The organism is Staphylococcus sp. EG-SA-10 (assembly GCF_017151945.1).
Taxonomy (GTDB): Bacteria; Bacillota; Bacilli; order Staphylococcales; family Staphylococcaceae; genus Staphylococcus; species Staphylococcus aureus.
Map to the genome: position 1 here is coordinate 38,367 of NZ_JACVZJ010000013.1, position 13,593 is coordinate 51,959.

A 13,593-nucleotide genomic window follows, 5' to 3' on the forward strand; every position below is an offset into this window, starting at 1 on the left:
TTTTATTGTGGTACTGACAAAATAAAACATCGTTTATCAGTATTAAAACCGACAAACGATGTTGTATTTGTTTCATATTAATTTTTAGTATTTTCAGGATTGAAATTATATTTAAATTCGCTGAATGGCCAGAATCTAAATGAAACTTTACCAACAATTTGATCTTCATCAATGAGGCCAAACGCACGGCTATCTTTACTTACTTCACGATTATCCCCAAGAACTAAATATTTACCTTTTGGAATGACATTTGATTTAGGGTTCGCATTCGGTAAATCTTTAACTTGGAAAGTCCCAGTAATGTAATCACCTTGTTTATGTTTTAAATTGTAGTTTAAATATGGTTCATCTTGTTTTTTGCCATTGACATATAATGTATCATTTTTATATTCTACTTTATCGCCAGGAACACCGATGACACGTTTAACATAGTCATCATTTTTGTTTGCATGGAAGACAACTACATTACCTTTTTCCAAACCACCTGTTTTATATCCAATAATGTTTACAGCTACTCGCTCGCCATCTTTCAAAGTTGGATCCATTGATTCACCTTTAATTGTATATGGTGTAACAATAAATTTACCTACTATAAATAAAATGACAAAAGCGACTGCAATTGAAATAATCCATTCCAATAATTCTTTTTTCAATTTTGACACCTCTTTTTAAGATTTGAACTGAATCGTCCATTTTGAAAAAGGATAATATCTCAAACTTATATTACCAATAATATCCTTTTTATCAACTAAACCAAATTGTCTAGAATCATGCTGATTGTTATCATGATCATTTAGCACAACAAAATTGTTAGGCGGTATAATATCTCCATCTAATTCTTTAAAATTGCGCAAACTAAAATCTTTAATTTTTCTGTTCTTGGCATAAGATGCGTCAACCGGTCGGTCATCACGGTATAATTGTCCCTGACGAAACGCCATTGATTGACCAGGTTTGGCAATAATTCGACTAGTATATATCTCGTTACCACGCCTATATGTAATGATATCACCATTATTCAATTGATTAAATGTAACTTTAATTTTATTTACAATAACACGATCCCCTTTGTTCAGGGTTGGTGACATATCATTATTCGGAATGACATGACCAACTATTACAAAAGTTTGTACGAACAGTACAATGATAATAGCAAGTATCAATGAAATCAAATATTTTACAACTTTTTTCACGATGTCACTCCTTTTTCGACCCCATAAAATGCTGTTCTAACTTTTTTCCAACAATCCAAAATACAATCAACACAACTAACATTAATATCCCTCTTAAAGGATGCGTTAAAATTGTAGTAATTTCCTTTCCTAAATAACCTAAAATAATTGTTGAAACTAACTTTGATGATGCCAAAACAATAAAATAATATTTAGGTCTAATATGAGATAGACTCGCTACAAAATTTATTAATGTATTTGGCGTAAAAGGAAAACAAAGTAAAATAAACAATGGGATTAATCCTTGGCGATCAATAAAACTAATCAAGCGTTGAACAGCAGTACGTTGTTTAATTCGCTGCATCCTTTCAGTGTTCACCAATCGTTTACAGATCAAATAGACTGTAAATGTTCCAGAAATTAATCCAAGCCAACTAATCAATATACCTAAAATAGGTCCATAGGCTTGAATATTAATTAAAATATAGAGTGCTAATGGAAATACTGGAATAATCGCTCTTATATATAACAATATGAATCCAGGTAAATAACCAAACTGTCGAAATATCTCAAACCATTCTTCTACTTGATGAAACGACAAATCATCAATCCCTTTCTTTGGCTGAAGATAATTATTCTTACATTATAAAGTTAATTACTAAGTAAAGAAACATTAACATGTAATCATGCTAATAAATCAGTCTCTAGTAGTATAACAATATTATTGTATGGCAGATATTATTTTATCTTTAATTTTCTCTTAACATTCTTCGTCTTAAGTATTTGTCTAAACGTAGCAAACGAGCCTAGGACCTTTATATATCTCAGACACTTACTGTCGTTGAATACTTGCACTTTATATTTTAAAATTTCTCAATGCTTTTCTAATCCATTGACCATCCATTACTTAAATTTGTTAAGTTTAACATAAGCCCAACAAATAAAAGCCAATAACAATATGCCACTAAAAACAAAAATATTTATATTCGTTTTTAACGTTACATTAGTATTTAATAACCCATTAAAACAAACAACTGCTGTTAATATTATTAATACTATCTGTATTTTTCTATATAAACTTTCCAATATAAACCTCTCTTTAAAGTTTCTTTACAGTGTAAATTATAGGTGCTAATTAAATATCACAAAACTTACCATCACTTCGAACAAGTAATATAATTAATCTCTTTCATCACTATTTATTTAATATACACTTCGATGTACAATGTTTATTTTTTATGCTTTTCATTTATAGAAATTATCATCGTCAACAAAACACTAAAAACAGCAATTATTAAAAACAAGCTTGTATTCATACTAACCGCCTCCTATAAATATAGTTATCTAATAATAAATACATGTAACCTAATTCTATACCAATCAAAATTTTTAATAATATAAAAAGACAACTTCTATTTAAATAACTCTAAATAGAAATTGCCTTTTCATTTTTATCAATGAACTTAATATTCAGCTCTATATTTATACCATTTTATAGATCACTAATCATTGAAGTAATGTATTTTATAAACGCTCTTCTAATTCTTTTTTCAAGTCTTCAAAACCAGGTTTACCTAATAATGCGAACATGTTTTGTTTATATGCTTCTACACCAGGTTGGTTAAATGGATTTACGCCTAATTGGTATCCACTCATTGCACAAGCAAGTTCGAAGAAGTATACGACATAACCGAAAGTTTCTTCATCTAATTGTGGAATGTTCACTACCATGTTAGGAACACCACCATCAGTATGCGCTAATAATGTACCTTCGAATGCTTTTGTGTTAACTTCGTCGATTGTTTTACCAGCTAAATAATTTAATCCGTCTAGATCATCACTATCTTTTTCAATAGTAATATCATATTTAGGATGATTTACTTTTACAACTGTTTCGAATAAGAAACGACGGCCTTCTTGTACATATTGACCTAAAGAATGTAAATCAGTTGTGTAGTTGGCACTTGAAGGATAGATACCTTTGAAGTCTTTACCTTCTGATTCACCAAATAATTGTTTCCACCATTCATTAAAGTATTGCATAGATGGTTCATAGTTAATCAACATTTCTGTTGTATAACCTTTTGCATATAAAATGTTTCGAATTGTCGCATATTGGTATGCAATGTTTTCTTCTAATTTATCTGAAGATAATTCTTCACGTGCTTTTGCAGCACCAATCATCATAGCTTCGATGTTAATTCCAGCTGTTGCAATTGGTAATAATCCTACTGCTGTTAAAACAGAATATCTTCCACCTACATCATCAGGTACGATGAACGTTTCATAACCTTCGTTTGTAGCCAACTGTTTTAAAGCACCTTTTTCTTTATCTGTTGTTGCAAATATACGTTTTTGTGCTTCTTCTTTACCGTATCTTTCTTCAACTAATTGTTTGAACAATCTAAATGCAACTGCTGGTTCTGTAGTTGTACCAGATTTAGAAATAACGTTTACAGAGAAATCTTTGTCTGCTAAATAATCAACTAACTCTTTAGTGTATGTTGATGATAAGTGATTACCAACAAATACAATTTCAGGGTATTCATTGCTGTTTCTAAATGATGACGTTAACATTTCGATTGCTGCACGTGCACCTAAGTAAGAACCACCAATACCGATGACTACTAAAACATCAGAATTTTCTTTAATGCGTTTTGATGCTTCAACAATTCTTGAAAATTCTTCTTTGTCGTAATCAACTGGTAAATCAACCCAGCCTAAGAAGTCACTACCTGCACCAGTACCTTCATGAATTGTTTTGTGAATTGATTTAACAATTTCTTGTTGTTGTTTTAATTCGTGTTCACCGAAAAATTCTAACGTTTTACTAAAATCTAATTGAATATGAGTCATCTATAAAAGCCTCCTGTTTCATTTAATATCTTAATTTTACTAAGTTTACGTTTGCGATTCAATTCACAAGTTTGTACTTAATCAATAAAATTGATATTTATGTGACGTTTCACACCTATTTTTCAACAAACATTTCAAACTGGCGTCAAACACTCAAACATTTTTTATACAATTCGCATGTTTTTTAAAACACTTTTAAACATTGATAAATAAGCATTTATACTTCCAACTCTAACTACCTCTATCATATTTTATGAATAAATATGTAAAATAATGGTTTTATTTTCATTAAAAGTTTGCTATCATGTGTTCATACGAAATATTCAGATAACTACAATGAGGTGAATTTTATGAAAGAGAAAATTGTTTTAGCATATTCAGGAGGACTAGATACAAGTGTGGCCGTTCAATGGCTTATCGACAAAGGATACGACGTTGTAGCTTGTTGCCTAGATGTTGGTGAAGGTAAAGATTTAGACATCGTTTATAAAAAAGCTTTAGATATGGGAGCTGTTGAATGTCATATTATTGATGCAACAAAAGAATTTAGTGATGAGTATGTAAGTTATGCAATCAAAGGAAATTTAATGTATGAAAATGCATATCCATTAGTTTCTGCTTTATCAAGACCATTAATCGCTAAAAAATTAGTAGAGATTGCTGAGAAAACAAATTCAGTAGGTATTGCACATGGTTGTACTGGTAAAGGGAATGACCAAGTACGTTTCGAAGTTGCCATTAAAGCATTAAACCCATCATTGAAAGCATTCGCACCTGTACGTGAGTGGGCATGGAGTCGTGAAGAAGAAATCGATTATGCAATTAAACATAATATCCCTGTATCAATCAACCATGATTCACCTTATTCTATCGATCAAAATCTATGGGGCAGAGCGAATGAATGTGGTATTTTAGAAGATCCTTATGCTGCGCCACCAGAGGATGCGTTCGATCTAACAAATGCTTTAGAAGAAACACCAGATACTGCTGATGAAATCATTTTAACGTTTGTTAAAGGTATCCCAGTTCAAATTGATGGCAAAACATATGAATTAGACGATTTAATTTTAACGTTGAATGCATTAGCTGGTAAGCATGGTATCGGAAGAATTGACCATGTAGAAAATAGACTTGTAGGTATCAAATCAAGAGAAATTTATGAAGCACCTGCTGCAGAAGTTATTTTAAAAGCGCATAAAGCATTAGAAACGATTACGTTAACGAAAGATGTCGCACACTTTAAACCAATCATTGAGAAGCAATTTGCTGAACAACTATACAATGGACTTTGGTTCTCACCTTTAACTGATAGCTTGAAATTATTTATTGATAGTACTCAGCAATACGTAAGTGGTGATGTCAGAATTAAATTATTCAAAGGTAATGCCATCGTTAATGGTAGAAAATCACCTTACACATTATATGATGAAAAATTAGCAACTTATACAAAAGAAGATGCATTTAATCAAGACGCTGCTGTTGGCTTTATCGATATCTATGGTTTACCTACTCAAGTAAATGCGATGTTACATGGAGGCTATAGCAATGAGCAATAAAGCTTGGGGCGGTAGATTTGAAGTACAACCTGAAGAGTGGGTTGACGACTTTAACGCATCCATTACTTTTGATCAAACGCTCATAGATCAAGATATCGAAGGCAGCATTGCGCATGCAACTATGCTTGCGAATCAAGGCATTATTAGTCAACAAGACAGCGAACAAATTATACAAGGGCTAAAATCTATTCAACATGATTATCATCAAGATCAAATTCAATTTAGTGCATCATTAGAAGATATTCATTTAAATATTGAACATGAATTAATTAAACGTATTGGTGATGCTGGTGGTAAGTTGCATACTGGACGCAGTAGAAACGATCAAGTTGCAACAGATATGCACTTGTATACTAAGAAACAAGTGCAAGATATCATCGCATTAATTAAGTCGTTACAAAGTGTAATTGTAGACATCGCTTCCAATAATGTTGATACAATTATGCCTGGTTATACTCATTTACAGCGTGCACAGCCAATTTCATTTGCACATCATATTATGACTTATTTTTGGATGTTACAACGAGACCAACAACGATTTGAAGATAGTTTAAAACGAATCGATATTAATCCTTTAGGTGCAGCAGCCTTAAGTGGTACCACATACCCTATCGATAGACACGAGACAACAGCATTGTTGAACTTTGGCAGTCTCTATGAGAATAGCCTAGATGCTGTTAGTGACAGAGACTATATTATTGAAACATTGCATAATATTTCTTTAACGATGGTTCACTTATCACGCTTTGCAGAGGAAATTATTTTCTGGTCCACAGACGAAGCTAAATTCATTACATTATCAGATGCATTTTCAACTGGCTCATCTATTATGCCACAAAAGAAAAATCCTGATATGGCAGAATTAATTAGAGGTAAAGTTGGTCGAACGACTGGTCATTTAATGAGCATGCTTATGACTTTAAAAGGATTACCTCTAGCATATAACAAAGATATGCAGGAAGATAAAGAAGGTTTATTCGATGCTGTCCATACAATTAAAGGTTCTTTACGTATTTTCGAAGGTATGATTCAAACGATGACAATTAATAAAGAACGACTCAATCAAACTGTTAAAGAAGATTTTTCAAATGCAACGGAACTAGCAGATTATTTAGTAACTAAAAATATTCCATTTAGAACTGCACATGAAATTGTAGGAAAAATCGTCTTAGAATGTATACAACAAGGTCATTATTTATTAGATGTACCTTTAGCAACATATCAACAACATCATTCTAGTATTGATGCCGATATTTACGATTATTTGCAGCCGGAAAATTGCTTAAAACGACGTCAAAGTTACGGTTCTACGGGTCAATCATCGGTCAAACAACAACTTGATGTTGCTAAACAATTACTATCACAATAAATACGTTAATCTACCTACCCACAATGTCTATGTAAATTACATTGTGGGTATTTTAATGCTCTCTTCGTCTTGTTGAACATCACATTTTTAAGATTCCTAAAATGTTTGATAATTCTTTTAAATTTATATTACAAAAATGTTATAAATTGTAAAAGAAATGTGTAAAGCGTTTTCACAAGCAGGTTTTTGTAGTATTTTAAAATTGTTAGACTACAAATAAAGAGATGAAAGGATAAAGACTATGACTAACTCTTCGAAAAGCTTCACTAAATTTATGGCTGCTTCTGCTGTTTTTACTATGGGATTTTTATCAGTACCTACTGCTGGCGCTGAACAAACAAATCAAATTGCAAATAAACCTCAGGCTATTCAATGGCATACAAATTTAACGAATGAGCGATTCACTACTATCGCACATCGTGGCGCAAGTGGCTATGCACCCGAGCATACGTTTCAAGCATATGATAAGAGTCATAATGAGTTAAAAGCATCTTATATCGAAATTGATTTACAACGTACCAAAGATGGCCATTTAGTTGCTATGCATGATGAAACAGTTAACCGTACAACAAATGGACACGGTAAAGTTGAGGATTATACCCTTGATGAATTAAAACAGTTAGATGCAGGAAGTTGGTTTAATAAAAAATATCCAAAATACGCAAGAGCAAGTTATAAAAATGCTAAAGTACCCACTTTAGATGAAATTTTAGAACGTTATGGTCCGAATGCAAACTATTATATTGAAACAAAGTCACCTGATGTATACCCAGGAATGGAAGAACAATTATTAGCTTCATTGAAAAAGCATCACCTTTTAAATAACAATAAATTAAAAAATGGACATGTAATGATTCAATCATTTTCTGACGAAAGTTTAAAGAAAATTCATCGTCAAAATAAGCATGTGCCATTAGTAAAATTAGTTGATAAAGGTGAACTACAACAATTTAACGACCAACGCTTAAAGGAGATACGCTCTTATGCGATTGGATTAGGTCCTGATTATACAGATTTAACTGAACAAAATACCCATCATTTAAAAGACTTAGGATTTATAGTACATCCTTATACAGTAAATGAAAAAGCTGATATGTTACGATTAAATAAATACGGCGTTGATGGTGTCTTTACAAATTTTGCTGATAAATATAAAGAAGTCATTAAATAGTATTGTTAAACTAGAAAACATAAATACAAAAATATAGCTATTACTATAAAAAACAGCAGTAAGATATTTCTAAAATGAAATTATCCTACTGCTGTCTTTTTGATCAACTATATATAGTTGAGCGTTTAATTAAAAATTCTCTGTGTTGGGGCCCACCCCAACTTGCATTGTTTGTAGAAATTGGCTCCCCAATTTCTCTGTGTTGGGGCTCCGCCAACTTGCATTGTCTGTAGAAATTGGCTCCCCAATTTCTCTGTGTTGGGGCCCCGACTATTTTTGAAATAAGCTTGTTACACGGGCATTGTTTTACAGTCAACTACTGCTAAAATAAAATTAACGAGCTTAGGGCTTTGTTTTCTGTCCCAAGCTCGTTAAATCACATATGATAATTAATTATGCCCAACCACGATATCTAGCTGCTTCTGCTGTACGTTTAATACCTATGATATATGCTGCAAGTCTCATATCTATTTTTCGATTTTGAGACAATTCGTAAATCGTATCAAATGCCGCTTCTAATTTTTCACGTAGCTTTTCATTAACTTCTTCTTCAGACCAATAATAACCTTGATTATTTTGTACCCATTCGAAGTAAGAAACCGTTACACCACCAGCACTTGCTAATACGTCTGGAACTAATAATATACCACGTTCAGTTAAAATACGTGTTGCTTCTGGTGTTGTAGGTCCATTAGCAGCTTCAACAACGATGCTAGCTTTAATATCATGTGCATTGTCTTCTGTAATTTGGTTTGAAATAGCCGCTGGTACTAAAATGTCACAATCTAATTCAAACAATTCTTTATTTGAGATTGTTTCTTCAAATAAATTTGTTACCGTACCAAAACTATCACGACGGTCTAATAAATAATCTATATCTAAGCCATTTGGATCGTGTAATGCACCGTAAGCATCAGAGATACCTACAATTTTTGCACCTAAATCATATAAGAATTTAGCTAAGAAACTTCCGGCATTACCGAAACCTTGAATAACAACCTTGGCACCTTCAATTTGCATATTACGACGTTTTGCAGCTTGTTCAATTGCAATAACTACACCTAGTGCAGTTGATCTGTCGCGTCCATGAGAACCACCCAATACAATTGGTTTACCTGTGATGAAACCTGGTGAATTAAATTTATCTAATGCACTATATTCATCCATCATCCAAGCCATAATTTGTGAGTTTGTAAATACATCTGGTGCTGGAATATCTTTGTTCGGACCTACGAATTGTGAAATTGCTCTTACATATCCGCGTGATAAACGTTCAACTTCATGAATGCTCATTTGACGTGGATCACAAACGATACCACCCTTACCACCACCGTATGGTAAGTTAACAATGCCACATTTCAAAGTCATCCACATTGATAATGCTTTTACTTCTTCTTCATCAACATCTGGGTGGAAACGCACGCCCCCTTTTGTTGGTCCAACAGCATCATTATGTTGCGCACGGTAACCTGTAAATGTTTTAACAGTGCCATCATCCATTCGTACAGGGATACGCACTTGTAACATTCTTAAAGGTTCTTTAATTAAATCGTACATTCCTTCGTCAAATCCCAATTTATGCAATGCTTCTTTAATAATTCCTTGAGTAGAAGTTACTAAATTATTGTTCTCAGTCATGATCCTTTTCGCCTCTTCTTTACCTAATGATTTCGCTTTCAAGCATATTGTAACATAACGTATTCCTTTTTAAAGCCCTTACAAACTGATTGTTACAACTTTTTGACATTATTGAAATACATGTCTTATTTTTTCAAGTGCAAGGTCCAATTCTTCTTTAGTAATAATTAATGGTGGTGCAAAACGAATGACAGTATCATGCGTTTCTTTACATAATAAGCCTTCTTCTTTCAATGCTTCACAATATGGTCTAGCACTTTCATTAAGTTCCACACCTATAAACAAACCACGTCCACGGACTTCTTTAATTGATGGATGATCAATTTGCTTTAATTGTTCTTTAAAATAATCTCCTAATTCTAAAGAGCGCCCTGGTAAATCCTCATCAACGATAACATCTAATGCAGCAATTGATGCAGCACAAGCAAGTGGATTACCACCAAATGTTGAACCATGTGAGCCAGGTGTAAAGACATCTAATACTTCTTTATCTGCTAATACAACAGAAATTGGGAAGACACCACCACCTAGTGCTTTACCTAAAATATAGACATCAGGTTTTACATTATCCCAATCCGTAGCAAATAATTTACCCGAACGACCTAATCCTGCTTGGATTTCATCAGCAATAAATAAGACATTATGTTCATCACATAATTCTCTAATTGCTTTCAAATATCCTTCTGGCGGTATATTTATACCCGCTTCACCTTGAATTGGTTCTACTAAAACTGCTGCAGTATTTTCATTAATTGCAGCTTTCAATGCATCTACATCTCCAAAATCAACTTTTCTAAATCCATCTAATAACGGACCATAACCACGTTGGTATTCTGCTTCTGATGATAATGAAACTGGCGCCATTGTTCGACCATGGAAGTTACCATTAAATGCAATGATTTCTGCTTTATTTGGCTCAATTCCTTTAACATCGTATGCCCAGCGTCGTGCTGCTTTCAAAGCTGTTTCCACTGCTTCAGCACCTGTATTCATTGGTAAAGCTTTATCTTTACCTGCCAATCTACAAATTTTTTCGTACCATTCTCCTAAGTTATCACTATGAAAAGCACGTGAAACTAAAGTCACTTTATCAGCTTGATCTTTTAATGCTTGAATAATTTTCGGATGTCTATGACCTTGGTTAACAGCGGAATATGCAGATAACATATCCATATATTTATTGCCTTCAGGATCTTTAACCCATACCCCTTCAGCTTCTGAAATGACAATTGGCAATGGTAAATAATTATGTGCTCCGTAATGATTTGTTAACTCAATAATTTTTTCAGATTTAGTCATCATATCTCCCCTTTTCATCATTTATAACTATTATACATGAAACATTATCCAAATAATTACATTAGTTTTCAAAGCAGATACTTTTCCACCAAAAAAGATGAAATAATCACTAAGCTTCATTAAATTTGTCTATTTTGAAAACCCTTACATTTATAATGACATAATTACTTAAATGATTACAAGCAAAAGAATTGATAATTTTACACTTAATCAAAAGTATATTTTACTAAGAATATTTTTATTTATAAATATTGAAAACCACTAACAAATTGCATACACAATATCATTAGTGGTAACAGTTAAACACTTATTTATCTTTACGTGGTAATGGATAGAACCCTTCATTAAATTGATGCCATAAATTAGGAGTTAAGTGATGATTATCTTCTCTCTCTGGATCAAAGTAATTAATAATTTCATCTTCCCGTCCATCTTTAATTTTTTCAACAAATTGATAATCCAGTAGTAGCTCTCTACCAATGGCTACTAAGTCAACACCAACATTTTCAACTGCATCTAAAGCTTCGTCAGCTGTGAAAATTGAACCAATACCGATAAGTGGCATACGACCATTTATCCATTTGTGAATTAAAGGCAGTCTTTCTTGTCCAGCATATTTACCTTCACGTGTCGTTGCATGCGTATCCATCATTGAAACATGAATATAGTCAATTGGCATATGGCTAATTTTATTAACGAGTTCCTCTGTAATTTCCATTGTGATTCCTGGAGACTCCGCTTCCTCTGGAGATAATCTGTATCCAACTATAAAGTCTTTATTGCCATACGCTTCTTTCGCTTTAAGCACTTCTTCAATCACAGCGACCGGGAATTTATATTGATTTGCCCATACATCATTTCTTCTATTATAGTATGGTGATACAAATTGATGAATTAAGTAATGATTCGCGCCATGTATTTCAACACCATCAAACCCTGCTTCAATTGCACGTCGCGTTGCTTCACCAAAATCCTTGATTGCTTGTTCAATCTCTTCATTCGTCATTTCTCTAGCACTATGTTCTTGTTTCTGACCGAAACTTTTTAAAGAAATTGGACTTGGTGCTACGACGTCTCCATCAGGTGTTAATTCAGGCAATGCTTGTGCACCGCCATGATGTATTTGTACGAGTGCTTTGGCACCGTTTTTCTTCATTGCTGTAGCTAATCGTTTTAGTCCTTCAATATCACTGTCATGCGCGATTGATGGCTGTCCTGGAAATGCTTTTCCGACATCACTCACATTACTCGCAGCATTAATTGTAATACCAACATCTTGTGAACGCTTTTCAATATAAGGAAGTTCTATATCTGAAATAGTACCATCATCATTTGAAGAAATATGTGTTAAAGGGGCTAACACAAATCGATTTCTCAACTCTACTCCATTTGGTAATTCTACTTTATCAAACAATGGTTCGTATTTACTTTTCATTACTTAATTCCTCCTTAAAATTATTGAGTTGACTATAACATGTAATTTTTTCATTCTCCAATTATCTGTTTATATAGTTACAATTCGTTTAATGCTTTAAGTTGTAGTTCTCATTTCTAAAATAAATTAAAAAAACAAATCCACATACATCATTGCAAATCAACGATTCTATCTAACAAAGATAATGCATATGTCACCTTAAACCATTTGTACGTGTTAATAGAATCAATCATATTACGTTATCGTAGACAAAAAGAGATTAGTATCTAATAAAATTTAATAGATACTAATCTCTTTTATAGTCTAAGAAACTTTCATTTCAGACCCTTTGTATGATTTTCGGTACGATTTATCTGTTGCTTTAGTCGTTTCGAATTGCTCGCTTTGACTGTTTTATCCAGATTGGTAAGCGTTCTTTAAGTGTTTGAAACCCATATTTTTCTGTTTCTCTGATTTCATCTAATACTGATTGTTTTTCCTTCTTACGCTCATAATTTTTGAAGTAATCATTATCCTTTAATGATAGATTAAGCTTTCCTTCATCATCTATAGACAAAATTTTAGCTTTAACAATTTGGCCTTCTGATAGAAATTTCTTCAAATTATGAACGTAGTCATCCATAATTTCTGATATATGAATCAGTCCTTCAGTATGATTAGGGGTCTCAACAAACGCACCGTATGGTTGAATACCAGTTACACGCACCTTGATATGTTGGCCAATTTTGTAGTTATTCAACTTAATAACCCCTTATTTCGTTTACTTAACACTATTATCATAGCACAAATCGAAATGGTGGACTAATTAAAACATCAAATCATACGAATATTATTTTATAAATGAATAAGAATACTACAAACTTGGATTTACAAATAAAATCAGCAACAAATTCCTATCTAAATAAATATGATATCCAGCTACTTTGTTTTCAATTTATTAACTATTTGAATAGCAATTCTCTGTAAAAACGGTTCTTCATCTTTTATGGTGGGAAGGTAAAACTTCCTGCTTTTTTTAATACACAAAAAGCGCAATTGCCTCTATAATTTAAAGTGACCAAACCCAAACTAAAGGAGACAAGTGCGCCTATGTGTAA

The 13,593-nt window shown here is 32.7% G+C and carries 11 protein-coding genes; 3 read left to right on the forward strand and 8 right to left on the reverse strand.

Annotated features, from left to right (window positions below; genetic code table 11):
* Nucleotides 1-77: 77 nt before the first annotated feature.
* The 4 genes from lepB (IDG45_RS09755) to IDG45_RS09770 all read right to left on the reverse strand — a co-directional run bounded on the left by lepB (IDG45_RS09755) (nt 78) and on the right by IDG45_RS09770 (nt 4,028).
* Entirely contained in the window at nt 78-653 is a 576-nt protein-coding gene (gene lepB / locus IDG45_RS09755) for a signal peptidase I (protein ID WP_000711897.1), read from the reverse strand.
* A 15-nt stretch (nt 654-668) separates the two neighbouring features.
* Entirely contained in the window at nt 669-1,193 is a 525-nt protein-coding gene (gene lepB / locus IDG45_RS09760) for a signal peptidase I (protein ID WP_000758211.1), read from the reverse strand.
* A gap of 4 nt (nt 1,194-1,197) precedes the next feature.
* Nucleotides 1,198-1,773 carry a TVP38/TMEM64 family protein gene (locus IDG45_RS09765; protein WP_000007965.1) on the reverse strand — a complete coding sequence of 192 codons (576 nt, stop codon included), beginning with the start codon at nt 1,771-1,773 and terminating at the stop codon, nt 1,198-1,200.
* A 923-nt stretch (nt 1,774-2,696) separates the two neighbouring features.
* On the reverse strand, nt 2,697-4,028 hold the full coding sequence (locus IDG45_RS09770; protein ID WP_000148855.1) for a glucose-6-phosphate isomerase: 1,332 nt from the start codon (nt 4,026-4,028) through the stop codon (nt 2,697-2,699).
* A 350-nt stretch (nt 4,029-4,378) separates the two neighbouring features.
* On the opposite strand from IDG45_RS09770, the gene IDG45_RS09775 reads away from it, so the two are divergent.
* From IDG45_RS09775 to IDG45_RS09785, 3 genes are all read left to right on the forward strand, one after another.
* Nucleotides 4,379-5,584, forward strand: coding sequence for an argininosuccinate synthase (locus IDG45_RS09775; RefSeq protein WP_000660050.1), 1,206 nt, complete (start codon nt 4,379-4,381; stop codon nt 5,582-5,584).
* On the forward strand, nt 5,574-6,953 hold the full coding sequence (gene argH / locus IDG45_RS09780; RefSeq protein WP_000066053.1) for an argininosuccinate lyase: 1,380 nt from the start codon (nt 5,574-5,576) through the stop codon (nt 6,951-6,953). The genes IDG45_RS09775 and argH overlap by 11 nt, the downstream gene beginning before the upstream one ends.
* A gap of 241 nt (nt 6,954-7,194) precedes the next feature.
* Entirely contained in the window at nt 7,195-8,124 is a 930-nt protein-coding gene (locus IDG45_RS09785) for a glycerophosphodiester phosphodiesterase (RefSeq protein WP_000185319.1), read from the forward strand.
* Between the two features lie 393 nt (nt 8,125-8,517).
* Here IDG45_RS09785 and IDG45_RS09790 read toward each other — a convergent pair whose 3' ends face one another.
* From IDG45_RS09790 to ygs, 4 genes are all read right to left on the reverse strand, one after another.
* Nucleotides 8,518-9,762 (reverse strand): Glu/Leu/Phe/Val family dehydrogenase, encoded by a 1,245-nt coding sequence (locus tag IDG45_RS09790; protein WP_000138487.1) that lies wholly within the window; start codon nt 9,760-9,762, stop codon nt 8,518-8,520.
* A 108-nt stretch (nt 9,763-9,870) separates the two neighbouring features.
* Complete coding sequence (locus tag IDG45_RS09795; protein WP_206171611.1) at nt 9,871-11,061, reverse strand: ornithine--oxo-acid transaminase; 1,191 nt, start codon at nt 11,059-11,061, stop codon at nt 9,871-9,873.
* A 307-nt stretch (nt 11,062-11,368) separates the two neighbouring features.
* Nucleotides 11,369-12,496 (reverse strand): NADH-dependent flavin oxidoreductase, encoded by a 1,128-nt coding sequence (locus IDG45_RS09800; RefSeq protein ID WP_000838024.1) that lies wholly within the window; start codon nt 12,494-12,496, stop codon nt 11,369-11,371.
* A 361-nt stretch (nt 12,497-12,857) separates the two neighbouring features.
* On the reverse strand, nt 12,858-13,235 hold the full coding sequence (gene ygs, locus IDG45_RS09805) for a S1 domain-containing post-transcriptional regulator Ygs (protein ID WP_001067294.1): 378 nt from the start codon (nt 13,233-13,235) through the stop codon (nt 12,858-12,860).
* Nucleotides 13,236-13,593 lie beyond the last annotated feature (358 nt).